This window comes from Mycobacterium sp. Root265 (assembly GCF_001428895.1).
Classification (GTDB): domain Bacteria; phylum Actinomycetota; class Actinomycetes; order Mycobacteriales; family Mycobacteriaceae; genus Mycobacterium.
This window is the reverse complement of record NZ_LMJA01000012.1, coordinates 361048-375107: the sequence shown is the minus strand read 5'-3', so window position 1 is coordinate 375107 and position 14060 is coordinate 361048. Positions and strand designations below refer to the sequence as shown.

The window sequence follows — 14060 nt, the reverse complement described above, 5'->3', positions numbered from 1 at the left end:
CACGAAGAGTAGGAAGAAACGATGTCGCGCGTTCTGGTGACCACCGACTACCTCGTCCCGGGCGGCGAGGTCGACACACTCCTGCGCCGACACGGCCACGAGATCATCTACCGCCCGGCGACCAGACCACGACATCGCGAGGAAGCGCGAGCCTTGTTCGATGGCGTGCACGGCGCCATCATCGCCAGTGAGCCGGTCACCGCCGACATGCTTGCGGACGCGACCGTATTGCGGGTGATCGCGCGCAGCGGCGTGGGGTACGACTCCATTGATGTCGCTGCCGCCACCGACCGCGGGATCCGGGTCTGCAACACCCCGGGCGTGAACCACGACGCCGTCGCCGAGATGACAATTGCCTTGATGCTGATGTCGGCGCGCCGACTCACCGCCATCATCGATGGCGTGCGGGCGGGCGGCTGGCCGCGTGACGCCGGACGCGAACTCCGCGGAACGACCTTGGGAATAATCGGTTTCGGGCCGAGCGGTCGCGCAGTCGCCACGCTCGCGACCGCCTTCGGGATGACTGTCCTGGTGCATACCGCGCACCCGGACAACGCTGCAACGGCGGTGCAGTTCGTCGACCGCGACACCGTTCTGAACCGGGCTGACTACCTGAGCCTGCACACCAAGACCGATGACCGCACCCGACGGATGATCGACGCCTCGGCGTTCGAATCGATGAAGCCTACCGCCGTGCTCATCAACACCGCCCGCGGATCGCTGGTCGACGAGGAGGCCCTCGTCGACGCATTGGACTCCGGTGCGATCGCCGGGGCAGCCCTCGACGTACTCGACGCCGAACCGTTGCCGGCCGAAAGCCGGCTGCGGGGCCGCGACGACGTCATCGTGACCTCCCATCTCGCCGGGCAGACCGTCGAGGCCCGGTCGCGGGCCGGTTTGAGCGCCGCCGCCGACGTCATCGCCGTCCTGGGCGGGCCGAACCACGCCATCCCGTCAACAAACCCTGAACACGCACCGAAAGGACCTTCCTGACATGTCACGGACCCATCGCATCGCCGTCATCCCCGGCGATGGCATCGGTACCGAAGTGGTGCCCGAAGGGCTGCGCGTCCTGGAGGCGGCCGCGCACGCGTTCGACCTGAACCTCGACTTCGAGCACTTCGACCATTCCAGTGCCGACTACTACCTCAAGCACGGGAAAATGCTGCCCGACAACTGGTTCGGTGAACTGCAGGAGTTCGACGCCATCTACTTCGGTGCGGTCGGCTGGCCGGACGTGGTGCCCGATCACATCTCGCTGTGGGGGAGCCTGCTGCAGTTCCGACGTGCGTTCGACCAGTACGTCAACCTGCGGCCGGTCCGGTTGATGCCCGGCGTGCCCAGCCCGCTGGCCGGACGCCAACCCGGTGACGTCGACTTCTATGTCGTCCGGGAAAACACCGAAGGCGAATACTCGAGCGTCGGGGGAAAGATCTTCGAGGGCACCGACCGCGAGATCGTCATGCAGGAAACCACCATGACTCGCACCGGAGTCGACCGCATACTCAAGTTCGCGTTCGATCTCGCCGCGACCCGGCCCAAGAAGCACCTGACATCAGCCACCAAGAGCAACGGCATCTCCATCTCCATGCCGTACTGGGACGAACGCGTACAGGCAATGGCCGCCAACTACCCCGATATCGATGTCGACAAGTACCACATCGACATCCTCACGGCGAACTTCGTCATGCACCCCGACTGGTTCGACGTCGTCGTCGCCTCGAACCTGTTCGGCGACATCCTGTCCGACCTCGGCCCCGCGTGCACCGGCACCATCGGCATCGCTCCCAGCGCCAACATCAACCCGGAGCGGAAGTTTCCCAGCCTGTTCGAGCCCGTGCACGGGTCCGCGCCCGACATCGCCGGAAAGGGAATTGCCAACCCGATCGGCCAGATCTGGTGCGCCTCCATGATGCTGGAGCACCTCGGTGAACCTGAGGCCGGCGCCGCAGTGCTCACTGCGGTCGAGGCGGTGCTAGCCCGCGGCGGTGACACGTTGACCCCGGACATGGGCGGAATGGCCACCACCGAGACTCTCGGGCAAGCGGTCGCCGACGCGGTGACGGCGCCATGAGCGGCCCACGCTTGATCACGCTCGACGATGCCGAGCTGCGGACATGGTTCGGGTTGGGTGTGGCCGGCAATTTCGCCGGCCACCTGGAGCAGGCCGGGGAAGCGGCGGACTTCGTGAACGTCGACTCCGAGGGAGCCGCGCCCAAGGGCATCTTCCCCTGGTACGCACCGGGACACGACACCTTCCTCGGTGAGTTTCCACTGTCGCGCACCATGATCGGCCTGCCGCGGTCGGGCACCGTGGACGGCCCGCTCAACTTGCAGATCGAGCCCGAGGTCGCTGTGGCGTGCCGCGTGTCGTGGCGTGGCGACACGGTGGTGGGTGTGCAGCCGTTCGCGCTCGGTGCGTTCAATGACTGCTCGATCCGGCGGCCCAACGCCGCGAAGATCAGTCACAAGAAGAATTGGGGTCCGGCGTCCAAGGGGGTTGCGCCACAGTTCTTCGAGATCTCGGATCTGACGCCGGACGGCCCCACGTCCACGCTGCGGCTGGCGTGTTATCTGCACACCGCCGACGGCCAGGAGCACGCCTACGGAGTCGACAGCCCGCTGTCGGGCTACTCGTACTACGGTGAGGTGCTACTCGACTGGATTGTCGAGCGGCTCTCCAACCAAAAGGGCTCCCCGGACAGCCCGCTCGAGGATGTCGGCGCGTTGATGGCGGCCAGTGGTCACCCCGAGAACGTGCTGATCGGTATCGGGGCGACGAAGTACACCCCGCTGGGCGCAACGACCTTCCTTCAGCCCGGCGACCAGGCCGTTGTCCAGGTCTACGACACCCGATCCGGAGCAATCTCCGAACTGCGACAGATGGTCTCGGCGAGCTGACGGTTCGCATCGTCGAACTCCGGCGGCCGCCGAACTGTCGGTCGCAGCGCCCGTGTCTCTGGAGACAGGTCAGCTCAGTTTGATGGCCGACATGTACATCTCCACGATCGGCCGGTAGAGATCGACATCATCGAGTTGACTCCCCAGCACCACTGAGTCACTGGTGGCAACCAGGACCTGGGCGAAGGTCAGGGGAGGTATGAGCAGCGTCGCGCCGATACGCTCCATGCCCTCGATGATGAATCGACTGAGCGCCTCGACAACTTCGGAACGTTTGCCGGCGACGCGTTCCCGCGCGTCGGGGTTGCGCAGCAGGTAGAGGGTGAACTCGTGGCCCAGTGCACTGTGCTCGGCGCCCCGGTCGAGGCTCAACTGTCGCCACCTCGCGGCGATGGCGTCGAGTTCGTGCGCACCGACCTCGGTGGCCGAGGACAGCACCTCGGCAAAATTGTCGAAGTAGCGGCGCCAGTAGCGGTCGCTCACGGCGAAGAACAGTTCTTCTTTGGTGTCGAAGTGCTTGTAGATCGCGCCCTTTGTGTAGCCGGCAGCCCGGGCGATGTCGTCGAGGCTGGCAGGGGCGAACCCCTTGTCGGCGAACACCTCTTCGGCGGCATCCAGCAGCAGTGCTCGGGTGCGCTCGAGGCGACGCTCGCGTGTCCACTGCTCGACCATGGGCCCATTGTGGCACAGGATCCGAGAAACTATAGAGTTAACCAGATACTGAGTGGTATCTTCTTCGTCTATGAGTGAACTGTCCAACCGAAGCGACCCCGCAGTCACCGAGTCTGTCAGCGCCGCAACGCTATCCACCGCCGGGGTGAAGCAGAAGTCGAATACGGTCAAGATCCTCGCCGTCGTCGGCGGCCTGATCCTCGCGATGCAGATATATGTGTGGATCCGGTGGATCACCGGGCCCTACTTCGAGCGGGTGCCTCAAGGGCCGAGTGAACCCCCGCTCTTCATGAAGATCCCGCTCATGGCGAACGCGATCATTCTGTGGCTCGCTCTGCCGTTCGCACTGTGGTTCTTCTTCATCAAACCGTGGCGTCAAGAACGCAGGATCACTCTCGACGGCATGCTGTTGATATCCATGGGCCTGATGTTCTTCCAGGACCCGTTCCTGAACTACTTCAACACCTGGTGTACCTACAACACCTGGCTGTTCAACATGGGTTCGTGGGCCCCCTATATTCCTGGGTGGACCTCGGCAGAGGAGCCCGGCGCCATGGTGGCCGAACCGCTGCTGACCAACGCGCCGGGTTATGCCTATGGCGTGCTGATGATCACCATCATCGGCTGTTGGATCATGCGCAAGATCAAGACGCGCTGGCCCAATATCAGCACGCTTCGGTTGATCGCCGTTACGTACGCCATCGCGTTCGTCTTCGATTTCGTGATGGAAGCCCTCGTCCTGCTTCCGACCGGGCTCTACACCTATCCCGGAGCCATCAGGGCACTGTCGTTCAACGCAGGCACCTACTACCAGTGGCCGGTGTATGAGGGCTTGATGTGGGGAGCGGTCCAGACGGCATTGTGTTGCCTGCGGTTCTTCACCGACGATCGCGGCCGCACCATCGTCGAACGCGGACTCGACAGCGTCCGTGGAGGATTCGTCCGGCAGCAGTTCACCCGCTTTCTCGCCATCTTCGCCGGCGTGAGCGCGTGCTTCTTCATCTTCTACAACATCCCGGCGATCTGGTTGGGCATGCACGCCGATCCCTGGCCCGAGGACCACATGAAGCGGTCGTACTTCAACGGTGGGATCTGCGGTGACGGCACGGACAAGCCCTGTCCGCACCCGGACCTGCCGGTACCGACCAGGCATTCGGGTTACGTCAACACCGACGGAGTGTTCGTGCTCCCCGAAGGCGCGACCATGCCACCGGTCATCCCGTTCGAACGGAATGGAGAATGATCGAAACGCCCTCGCGTGCACCTTTTTACCGCGCAGTCGGTGAGGAGGTGGAGGTCTTCCGTGCCGCCGCGGGCCGGGGACTACCGGTACTGCTGAAAGGACCGACGGGCTGTGGCAAGACCCGCTTCGTGGAAGCCATGGCCCACGAACTCGGGAGTGAGCTGATCACCGTTGCCGGCCACGAGGACATGACGTCGGCGGATCTGGTGGGCCGGTTCCTGCTCAAGGGCGGTGAGACCGTGTGGGTGGACGGTCCGCTCACCCGTGCGGTGCGCCAAGGCGCGATCTTCTACCTTGACGAGATCGTGGAAGCTCGTCAGGACACCACCGTCGTCATTCATCCGCTCGCTGATCATCGGCGTGAACTCCCGGTTGACCGGCTCGGCGTGACTTTGCCTGCGGCGCCAGGCTTTCAGCTGGTGATCTCGTACAACCCCGGCTATCAGAGCGTCCTGAAGAGCCTCAAGGAATCGACCCGCCAGCGCTTCATCGCCATCGAGCTCGGCTTCCCGCCACCGGAAGTCGAAACCGAGGTGGTCGCATACGAGGCCGGGATCGAGTTCGCGACCGCCCGTTCCTTGGTGCGACTGGCGAACGCCATCCGGAACCTGGATGGATCACCGCTGCGCGAAGGATCGTCGACCCGAATGCTGATTCTCACCGGCGGACTCGTGGCCGAGGGACTCAACCTGCGCAGCGCTGTTCAAGCGGGGATTGTCCAGGCGTTGTCCGATGACGCCGACATCGTGCGTGCCCTCGGTGAACTGGTCGACGCGGTGTTGCTCGGAACGTGAGCACTCCGGGTCGACTTCGGTTCGTCGCCACCTTCATCGCTGGCAGGTCGGTGGAGGTGATGGAAGCACCGGCTGGTCAGCCGGCGTATACCGACGGCAGGGTCGTCTTCGTCACGGCGGGAAGCTCGCCGGTGCATCAACGCCGCGAAATGCTGTTACAGAGCGCACTTCTCGGTGCCGGCAGCCTGGACGCAGTGCATGTCAGGGCCTTGCGAGCCCGGCCTGCCCTCGCCCGGCGCTATCTGGCACTCGAAGGTCACCGAGTGCTGGGGGAGTTGGCGGAGCGGCTGCCGCTTGCCGCTCAGCTGCACCTGCCCGGCACAGCGCGTACCGCAACCAGCGGCGAGTCACTCGCGATGGCACGGAGTAGAAAGCACCTCGCCGATGACCCGGAGTGGTTCGGCGTCATCAGACCGTCCAGTCTGTTCGCCAACCCGATCGGACCCGGCGCAACGGCCACCGACGAGGATCTCGCGCTGCACTTCGATGCTGCCGGGCTGTCGGGGGACGACGAAACCGATGACGACGCTTCCGAGGACGACGACGAGCCCGGTGGGGAGAGCAAGATCCTCAAGTTGTTCGCGGCACCCGTCAACTCCGAGGCGCTGTCGAACTTCCTGCGCAAGCTGTTCGGCGGTGCACGTTCCTCCGGGGACGAGGCTGCCGGCGGCGATTTGCGGGTCGGCTCCATCCGCCGGGTTCAGGAGGTGGGCCTCAACGCCCGACCGTCGCCGACGCAGATCCGATTCACCGACCGGGGCGCGCCCGGAGCTGCGATCGGGGTTGGCGGCGCCCTGTATCCGGAGTGGGACGTCCACCACAACAGATACCGATCCGACTGGTGCCGGGTCATCGACTTCCCCTTGACGACCCAGGCAGACGTGTCCGCTGCCGAGGTGCCGCACGATGATGTGCTGCGCCGGCGCCTGTCCCGAGTTGGCCTGGGTCCCAAACGGTTGCGCGGCCGGGCGGATGGCGACGAGCTGGACACCGAAGCGCTCGTTGCCATGTCGGTGGACCTGCGCTCCGGGTACTCACCCCCGGAGAACGTCTACATCGAACGACGCAAGCTGGAACGCAACCTGGGCGTCCTCATCCTGGTCGACGCATCCGGATCGGCCACCGATGCCGACCCAGACGGCCTCGCCGTGCACGAGCATCAGCGCCGGGCAGCGGCCACCATCGCGGCCACCCTGGAAGAACTCGGTGATCGGGTCGCCGTCTACGCCTTCCGGTCGCAGGGCCGCCACGCCGTGCACCTACCGGCCATCAAGACTTTCGGGCAGCGTTTCGGCGCGGTGGCACGGGCTCGGCTCAACCAGTTGCAGCCATCGGGTTACACCCGTCTGGGCGCCGGTATCCGTGGGGCCGGCGAGATCCTGAAGAACGAAGCAGGCACGCCGAACCGCCTGCTGGTGGTGCTCTCGGACGGATTCCCCTACGACGACGGCTATGAGGGCCGCTACGCCGAAGCCGACACTCACAAGGCACTCGAAGAACTGCGTGCCGACGGTATGGCCTGCCTGTGCCTGTCGATCGGGGCCGGCATCGACAGCGAGGCGATTGCCCGCGTCTTTGGCTCGGCGTGCTCTGCCACCGGCACTGCACTGGCCGACCTGAGCCCGCGGATGGACGAGCTGTTCCTCTCGGCGCTGCAGGAACTCGCGGCACCCCAGGGGCCGACGCCTCGGTGAACCTGCGTGTTCGCTGTGAGTTTTGAAAGTCTACTCGGTAACTCAGATACCTATCAGTATCTTTAGGTGATCGCGGACGCGCCGCCCACGTGGTGTGGCGCATCGAGAAGGAGTTGATTCGTGAGCGAGGCATCGAATGCAAGGTCGGAAATTACCGAGTCAGCAAGCGTGGCAACGCTGTCCAGCGGAGACGTGAAGCAGAAGTCGAACACCGTCAGGATCTTCGCCGTCATCGGCGGCGTTCTCCTGGCATTCCAGCTGTATGTCTGGATCAGCTGGGTCACCGGACCGTACTTCGAGCGAGTGCCGTCGGGTCCGTCGGAACCGCCGCTGTACATGAAGATCCCGCTGCTGGCGAACGCGATCGTTCTGTGGCTCGCTTTGCCGTTCGCCCTGTGGTTCTTCTTCATCAAACCGTGGCGCCAAGAACGCAGGATCACTCTCGACGGCATGCTGCTGGTCTCGATGGGCCTGATGTTCTTCCAGGATCCGTTGCTGAACTATTTCAATACCTGGTGCACCTACAACACCTGGTCGTTCAACATGGGCTCCTGGTCATCGAACATCCCGGGTTGGGTCTCCCCGGAGGAGCCCGGCGCCATGGTCGCCGAGCCGCTGCTGACCAACGCGCCGGGTTACGCCTATGGGGTGCTGATGATCACCATCGTCGGCTGTTGGATCATGCGCAAGATAAAGACGCGCTGGCCCGGCATCAGCACCCTGCGATTGATCGCCGTCACCTATGCGATCTCTTTTGCCTTCGACTTCGTCATGGAGGCACTGGTGATGCTGCCGATCGGGTTCTACACGTACCCCGGCTCCATCCGAGCGGTCTCCTTCAATGCCGGCACCTACTACCAATGGCCGATCTATGAAGGGTTGATGTGGGGAGCGGTCCAGGCGGCACTGTGTTGTCTGCGGTTCTTCACCGACGATCGCGGTCGCACCATCGTCGAGCGCGGACTCGACAGCGTCAGAGGCGGATTCGCCAAGCAGCAATTCGTTCGGTTCCTGGCCATCTTCGCCGGCGTCAGCTCCTGCTTCTTCATCTTCTACAACGTCCCGGCGCAGTGGATAGGTATGCACTCCGACCCCTGGCCCGAGGATCATCAGAAGCGTTCGTATCTGATCGGCGGCATCTGTGGCGAAGGGACCGACAAGCCATGCCCCAACCCAGATCTGCCAATACCGACGAAGCACTCCGGCTACATCAATACCGATGGCGAGTTGGTGCTTCCGGATGGTGTTCAGGTTCCGCCGATCATCCCCTTCGAAAGACCGGGTGAGTGACGTCGGCAGGACTCATCCGCGGATACGGCCGTATCGTCTGCAGCGGCGGGAAGCGCTCAGCTGGACCGGTGCGCATGCACGATGGCCTCAGCGAACGCTCGCGGAGCTTCCTGCGGCACGTTGTGCCCGGCCGGCACCGCGCGGATGTCGAGCAGCGCAGCGAAATGCGATTCATGCGTCGCGCGCGGGGGTGGGTTCGGAACGAGCGGGTCCCGGGTCGGATCGATGATGACGGTGGGCACCCCGATGCTCGGCTGGGCGGCGAGCCGATCTTCCACGTCCTGGTAGGCCGGATCGCCATCGACCAGGCCGTAACGGTGCCGGTACGAGTGCACCACGACCTCGACGAAGTCAGGGTTGTCGAAAGACGGTGCAGTGGCCTCGAACTGGGCTTCGGTGAAGTCCCACGTCGGTGACCACTCCTGCCACAACAAGTGTGCGAACTCTCGACGATGTGCGTCCAGCCCTGCCGCACCGCGCTCGCCGTGCAGGTAGTACTGATACCAGTGGTTCCGTTCGAACTGAGGGAGCGCCGGGGTGTCGGCGGCCGCGATGTTCTGCACGTTGTAGCCGGACACCGTCACCAGCGCGCTCACCGATTCCGGCCAGAGCGCGGCGGTGATGCACGCCGCGCGCCCGCCCCAGTCGAAACCGGCGACGATCGGCCGGTCCAGGTCGAGGGTGCTGATCAGCGCGCGAAGGTCCGCGGCCAGAGCGGCTTGCTGTCCGGAGCGGGGCGTCGCCGCGTCGAGGAAACGGGTCGGACCGTAGCCGCGCAGGTAGGGCACGACCACGTGCGCTCCCGCCGCGCACAGGTGTTCGGCCACCTCGTCGTAACCGCGGACGTCGTAAGGGAATCCGTGCAGTAGTACCACCGGCCACCCGCCGTCGTCGCCGTGGCGCTCCACGGCGACATCGAGCACACCGGACTGCACCATGGCGAACATCGGCTTGTCAGCGGGACGCTGGTCGACCACACGTCGACTATATGGGTGTTCGGTCACCACAACATCGGTCAGGCTGATTTCACGGTTGGCGCCCGTTTCACCCGGGGTCGTCACCATGCCGTGGCAGCATCGTCGGCACGGCATGCGGGGACAGGGGGCTAAACGGTGCACGGTGGTCCGGCCGGTGGTCTCGCGGGGTGGTGGCGCCAGCCGGATCGCTACGACTGGGTGGTGCAGCTGGTGGAGACCAGTGGCTACGGGCGGTTCACCCGATCAGGTGTGGCCGCGTCCTGCGCGGCGATCGGTGCCTGGCCGCTTCTCATGGTGTTCAGCGCGCAGGGTGTCACCGGGACCGCCAGCCGGATCGTGACCGCGGTGTGCGGTGTGCTCGCCCTGATCTTCGCGTGCTGGTGGGTGTCCGGATGGCCGACCTGCCGACAATCGAAGGTCATCGTGGTGATGCTGAACGCGACCATCGCGGTCAATTGCGTGCTCTACATCCTGGAGGACAAAGCGGTTACCGGCACGCTCGCGTTCGCGCTCACCGCGAGCTACGTGGCCTGCGTGCACACCCTGCCGCACCTCACGGTGGTGCTGGCAATGGCCGTGGTGCCCATCGCCTTGAGCATCGTCACCGAGACACTGGCGGGCGACCCGTGGGTCGGTCTGGCAGATGGCGCGCTGCGCCTCGCATCGGTCATCGTGGTCCCGATGTCGCTGCGGACACTGGTGCAATTGCTCGGGGACACCGCCGTGCTCTCCGACATCGATCCGCTCACCGGCCTGGCCAACCGCCGCGGTCTGTTTCGCGCGATGGGTCAGCTCGTCGGTGCCGCGGCAGCGCAAGGCCGTACTCGTGTCAGCATGACGATGATCGACATCGACGATTTCAAGTCCATCAATGACACGCGCGGGCACACCGCCGGTGATCAGGTGCTGGTCGCCCTCGCGCAGTCGCTTCGTCGGGCCTGCCCCGGTGAGTCGGTGATCGCCCGGATCGGCGGCGAGGAATTCGCCATCGTCACAATCGGCCGTCCCGATGCCGCGCTGCAGATGGCCGAAAGTCTGCGCCTCGAGTTCCGGGAGGCGCCGGCGAATTTCACCGCCAGCATCGGCATCGCCACGTCGGCTTTGGCGACCCGTGGCGCGGTCGACACCATCGCGCTGACCGAACACCTCCTCGACGCCGCCGACCACGCCATGTATGCCGCCAAGCGCGCCGGCGGTGACCGCGTCGAGATCGCCCACTGAGTTCTGGCGAGGTCCCGAGCCTGCCCATCCCGCAGTCTCGCGTGAGAAGCGCGCGTCAACTGGGTACTCCTGCTCGTCGGCACTGGGCCGGGTGGTGGGTGGAGGACACGATGCTGGGATGGCTCGATCGTTTGCAGCAGCGCAGCCGGGCGGCCGGCTTCGCCATCGCCGTCATCTACAAGTACGTCGATGACCAGGCCAATTACCTCGCCGCGCTCATCACCTACTACGCCTTCGTCTCCTTGTTCCCGCTGCTGCTGCTGCTCACGACGGCGCTCGGGGTGGTGCTGCGGGACCGGCCCGAGTGGCGCGAGCAGATCGTGGACTCCGCGATCAGTCAGCTTCCGCTGCTCGGCAACCAACTCAGCGAACCGAATGCGCTCAGCGGCGGCACGACCGCAGTGGTGATCGGCATCGCCGGCGCGCTTTACGGCGGCCTCGGCGTCGGCACGGCGTTGCAGAACGCGATGGACACTGTGTGGGCCGTGCCCCGCTATGTCCGCCCCGACCCGATCAAGGCGCGGGTGCGCAGCCTGATGCTGCTGATCGTGCTCGGGTCGGCGCTGATCGCCACGACGCTGCTCACCGCGGTCGGCAAGAATTGGGCCGACCTGGGCTTTGTCGGGACCGCGGGCGTCGTCATCGCGTCGCTGGTGCTGAACACCGGCGTCTGCGTCGTCGCCTTCCGGGTCACCACCGTGCGGTCGTTGACCGTCCTGCAGGTGCTGCCCGGGGCGGTGCTCGCCGCGGTGCTCTGGCAGATGCTGCAGTGGTTCGGCGCGACCTACGTGTCCTCGGTGGTCGCGTCGGCCAGCGTGACCAACAGTGTGTTCGCGATCGTGCTCGGCCTGCTGGCATTCCTGTACCTGGTCGGTACGTCACTGTTGGTGTGCGCCGAGATCAACGCGGTACGGGTGGACCGGCTGCATCCGCGCGCGCTGCTCACACCCTTCACCGACAACGTCGACCTGACCGCCGCCGATCGCCGCATGTACGCAGGGCAAGCGGAAGCCCAGCAGGCCAAAGGATTTCAGCGGGTGAATGTCAGCTTCGACGAACCCGACGATGTAGTCGGCGACGACGACGGCGTTTCCGGCAGGCAGGGCGAGGGTATTGCGGGGGCAGGCCATTAGAGGGGAGGGACGCCTGTGAGCGTCACCAGTAGGGCACGATCGATCACCCGCACGGGGATCAAGGTGCAACGCCGCATCGTGATCGCGCAGGCCCTGTGGTGGCCCACGGTGATCCTGACCGGAGCGGCAGCGGGCGTTGCGGCGCTCGTCGTCGTGAAGCGCCGCCGAGCGAACGCGCAGCCGCGACCGGAGCCGGTGCTGGCTGCGCCCCCGGTTTCCGCCTGACCACCCGGTGTCAGGTCACACAGGGCGTTGATGGACGACGAGAAGTTCGCCCCGCAGCTCGCCATCGGCCAACAGTCGACCGATTCTGCTGCTCTGCCGTTTGGCGAGCTGCCATGTGGGGCTCTCGCCGTAGCGCTCCTCGAGGGTGCGCTCCACCGTCGCGACGCGTTCGTTCCAGATATCCGGTATGGCCGGCAGTTCAGACGTGCCGATCCGGTGGGTGACCGTGAGCGACGCTGCGGCCAGCTGGTGCGCGAGTTCGTCGGTAGTGGGGAAGTGGTTGTCCTCCACGTAGTCGGCGGGGATTTTCTGGTCGGCGACGAAGACGAGTAGGCCGATGGGCCCTCCCACACGGACCACCCGGTGCAGCTCGCGCAGCAGTGCGCTTTGTTCTGCCGTCGTGCACAGCACGCCGAGTGCCCAGCCGGCATCGAACGTCGCATCGGGCACCGGCAGCGCGGTGCCGAGGCCCTGCACGATGTCGTGGTCGAAGAGCATTTGCGCGGCGCGGCACGCACCTGTTTCCGGTTCGACCAGAACGGGCCGGACGGCGCGGGTACGGGCCGCATACGCGGCCGGGCCGCCCACCCCGGCACCGCAATCCAGCAGCAGATCTCCCGGTGCCAGCCCCATCCTGTCCATCAGCCAGTCCAGCGCCGCGGGACTGCCGCTTCCCCGGCAGGCGGCCGGAATGTAGAAGTCGGTGCCGAGGCTCATCGCCACGCGGGCAGTCCAATCCGCCACGGTGTCGAATTCGGCATTCAGCGCGTCACTCATCGCGATCAACCCGGATCCGACGGCCGACTTCGGCCTTGATCTCGGCACCTGCGCGCGGTCCGGACGCCGATGCCAGACCGGACACGTTGACGCCCTCGACGCCCTCGATGGCCAGCAGCGCACGAGCTTCGGTGACGGCTGCGGCAATCCCCGCTTCCACCGGATCGTCTGCAGTCAAGACCGTTTCGGTCACCTGGGGGTCGAGTTCGAGCCCGGGCAGGCCTTGGAGCACCGCCGCGGACACGTGGTCGGTGAACACTGCGACCGCGGCCACCACCGGGATCCGCAGGCCCGCGGACCTGGCGGCGGCCATGAACGCAGCGATGATCGTGGGCGACGGCACATGGTTGAGCACGGCCAGCTGCGCTCCGGCGTGTTGTTTGTGCACCAGACGGGTGGGCCGACCGTGCACCGGGGGTGCGGTCGGCGTTTCCGGGACGCCGGGCGTCATTCCCAGTGACGCGGCCAGCGCAACCAGACGCGGGCCGTCCAGATCGAATGTCTGTGTCACCTCGGGCCGCACGTCATAGCCGCGTCCGTCGCCGGTCACGCAGAACACCGTGCGTATGCCCACGCTGCTCAGACCCCGCAGCTCTTGTTCGAGCACGACGCGGTTGCGGTCCCGGCAGGACAACGTGATCCAGGGGTCGATTCCGCATTCGAGCAGCAGGGAGCCCATCAGTGTCGGCGGAAAGTCCGGCTTGTTCTGGTGTTCGCCGACGAGCACTGCGTCACAGGACGAGGCGAGGATCGCCGCGGTCGCCTGAACTTCGCGCCTGTCGAAGGGCGTACAGCTGAAGTCCGTCAGCACGCGGGGCGCGTTCACCGGTCGCGGCTCAGCGGGGACACCGGTCCAGGGCACCACGTCGGAGAAGGCGCACCGACCTGGACGCATTTCGCATCCACCGTCGGGCAGCACCCCTCCGCAGGGCCCGTAGTCCATCCGCTTCGGACAATCGACGTCCACGGGAGCGGTCACCGTCGCGCACTCATCATGGGTAGTGCAGTACCCATCGGACTGCACATGGAAGCAAGCCGTGTGCGGCGCCGGAACCTGACCGCGTGGGGCGATCTGTACTGCTTTGCTGAATTCTCGTATGGTTGTGTTGAAGTGCTGTTGAGCAGTAGCTGGG

General features: G+C 65.5%; 14 protein-coding genes. 10 read left to right on the top strand and 4 right to left on the bottom strand.

Features of this window, described 5'->3' with window-relative positions:
- The first annotated feature begins 21 nt into the window (after positions 1–21).
- The 3 genes from ASE48_RS13850 to ASE48_RS13840 are packed head-to-tail and all read left to right on the top strand — an operon-like array spanning position 22 to position 2901.
- Entirely contained in the window at positions 22–993 is a 972-nt protein-coding gene (locus ASE48_RS13850) for a phosphoglycerate dehydrogenase (RefSeq protein WP_057167664.1), read from the top strand.
- Position 994: 1 nt separating this feature from the next.
- On the top strand, positions 995–2074 hold the full coding sequence (locus ASE48_RS13845; protein WP_057167663.1) for a tartrate dehydrogenase: 1080 nt from the start codon (positions 995–997) through the stop codon (positions 2072–2074).
- Positions 2071–2901 carry a DUF5718 family protein gene (locus tag ASE48_RS13840; RefSeq protein WP_442928720.1) on the top strand — a complete coding sequence of 277 codons (831 nt, stop codon included), beginning with the start codon at positions 2071–2073 and terminating at the stop codon, positions 2899–2901. Before ASE48_RS13845 ends, ASE48_RS13840 begins: the two co-directional genes overlap by 4 nt.
- 69 nt (positions 2902–2970) lie before the next feature.
- On the opposite strand, the gene ASE48_RS13835 is transcribed toward ASE48_RS13840, so the two are convergent.
- The gene (locus ASE48_RS13835; protein ID WP_057167662.1) at positions 2971–3573 is read right to left on the bottom strand and encodes a TetR/AcrR family transcriptional regulator; all 603 of its coding nucleotides are present in this window, start codon (positions 3571–3573) and stop codon (positions 2971–2973) included.
- A 70-nt stretch (positions 3574–3643) separates the two neighbouring features.
- Here ASE48_RS13835 and ASE48_RS13830 point away from each other — a divergent pair, with 70 nt between their 5' ends.
- From ASE48_RS13830 to ASE48_RS13815, 4 genes are all read left to right on the top strand, one after another.
- Positions 3644–4816, top strand: a complete 1173-nt coding sequence (locus tag ASE48_RS13830; protein WP_057167661.1) for a spirocyclase AveC family protein — start codon at positions 3644–3646, stop codon at positions 4814–4816.
- Positions 4813–5610 (top strand): CbbQ/NirQ/NorQ/GpvN family protein, encoded by a 798-nt coding sequence (locus tag ASE48_RS13825; RefSeq protein WP_057167660.1) that lies wholly within the window; start codon positions 4813–4815, stop codon positions 5608–5610. Before ASE48_RS13830 ends, ASE48_RS13825 begins: the two co-directional genes overlap by 4 nt.
- A 59-nt stretch (positions 5611–5669) precedes the next feature.
- Positions 5670–7304, top strand: a complete 1635-nt coding sequence (locus ASE48_RS13820; RefSeq protein WP_082614196.1) for a nitric oxide reductase activation protein NorD — start codon at positions 5670–5672, stop codon at positions 7302–7304.
- 168 nt (positions 7305–7472) lie between these two features.
- The gene (locus ASE48_RS13815; RefSeq protein WP_235571155.1) at positions 7473–8594 is read left to right on the top strand and encodes a spirocyclase AveC family protein; all 1122 of its coding nucleotides are present in this window, start codon (positions 7473–7475) and stop codon (positions 8592–8594) included.
- A gap of 56 nt (positions 8595–8650) precedes the next feature.
- Here the strand turns inward: ASE48_RS13815 and ASE48_RS13810 are convergent, their stop codons facing one another.
- Positions 8651–9571: an alpha/beta fold hydrolase gene (locus ASE48_RS13810; RefSeq protein ID WP_235571145.1), complete on the bottom strand. Its 921-nt coding sequence runs from the start codon at positions 9569–9571 to the stop codon at positions 8651–8653.
- A gap of 135 nt (positions 9572–9706) precedes the next feature.
- Between ASE48_RS13810 and ASE48_RS13805 the strand changes: the two genes are divergently transcribed.
- The 3 genes from ASE48_RS13805 to ASE48_RS32685 all read left to right on the top strand — a co-directional run bounded on the left by ASE48_RS13805 (position 9707) and on the right by ASE48_RS32685 (position 12150).
- Complete coding sequence (locus ASE48_RS13805; protein ID WP_057167657.1) at positions 9707–10792, top strand: GGDEF domain-containing protein; 1086 nt, start codon at positions 9707–9709, stop codon at positions 10790–10792.
- A gap of 110 nt (positions 10793–10902) precedes the next feature.
- Positions 10903–11925: a YihY/virulence factor BrkB family protein gene (locus ASE48_RS13800; protein WP_082614195.1), complete on the top strand. Its 1023-nt coding sequence runs from the start codon at positions 10903–10905 to the stop codon at positions 11923–11925.
- Positions 11926–11940: 15 nt separating this feature from the next.
- Positions 11941–12150, top strand: a complete 210-nt coding sequence (locus ASE48_RS32685) for a hypothetical protein (protein ID WP_156409187.1) — start codon at positions 11941–11943, stop codon at positions 12148–12150.
- Between the two features lie 15 nt (positions 12151–12165).
- Here the strand turns inward: ASE48_RS32685 and ASE48_RS13795 are convergent, their stop codons facing one another.
- The gene (locus ASE48_RS13795) at positions 12166–12927 is read right to left on the bottom strand and encodes a class I SAM-dependent methyltransferase (RefSeq protein ID WP_057167656.1); all 762 of its coding nucleotides are present in this window, start codon (positions 12925–12927) and stop codon (positions 12166–12168) included.
- On the bottom strand, positions 12920–13870 hold the full coding sequence (locus tag ASE48_RS13790; RefSeq protein WP_057167655.1) for a methylenetetrahydrofolate reductase: 951 nt from the start codon (positions 13868–13870) through the stop codon (positions 12920–12922). The genes ASE48_RS13795 and ASE48_RS13790 overlap by 8 nt, the downstream gene beginning before the upstream one ends.
- Positions 13871–14060: the final 190 nt, after the last annotated feature.

What these genes read in the sequence shown, in the direction of transcription:
- ASE48_RS13850 (WP_057167664.1), top strand. Translation starts at nt 22, where the DNA reads ATGTCGCGCGTTCTGGTGACCACCGACTACCTCGTCCCGGGCGGCGAG.
- ASE48_RS13845 (WP_057167663.1), top strand. Translation starts at nt 995, where the DNA reads ATGTCACGGACCCATCGCATCGCCGTCATCCCCGGCGATGGCATCGGT.
- ASE48_RS13840 (WP_442928720.1), top strand. Translation starts at nt 2,071, where the DNA reads ATGAGCGGCCCACGCTTGATCACGCTCGACGATGCCGAGCTGCGGACA.
- ASE48_RS13835 (WP_057167662.1), bottom strand. Translation starts at nt 3,573, where the DNA reads ATGGTCGAGCAGTGGACACGCGAGCGTCGCCTCGAGCGCACCCGAGCA.
- ASE48_RS13830 (WP_057167661.1), top strand. Translation starts at nt 3,644, where the DNA reads ATGAGTGAACTGTCCAACCGAAGCGACCCCGCAGTCACCGAGTCTGTC.
- ASE48_RS13825 (WP_057167660.1), top strand. Translation starts at nt 4,813, where the DNA reads ATGATCGAAACGCCCTCGCGTGCACCTTTTTACCGCGCAGTCGGTGAG.
- ASE48_RS13820 (WP_082614196.1), top strand. Translation starts at nt 5,670, where the DNA reads ATGGAAGCACCGGCTGGTCAGCCGGCGTATACCGACGGCAGGGTCGTC.
- ASE48_RS13800 (WP_082614195.1), top strand. Translation starts at nt 10,903, where the DNA reads ATGCTGGGATGGCTCGATCGTTTGCAGCAGCGCAGCCGGGCGGCCGGC.
- ASE48_RS13795 (WP_057167656.1), bottom strand. Translation starts at nt 12,927, where the DNA reads ATGAGTGACGCGCTGAATGCCGAATTCGACACCGTGGCGGATTGGACT.
- ASE48_RS13790 (WP_057167655.1), bottom strand. Translation starts at nt 13,870, where the DNA reads ATGGACTACGGGCCCTGCGGAGGGGTGCTGCCCGACGGTGGATGCGAA.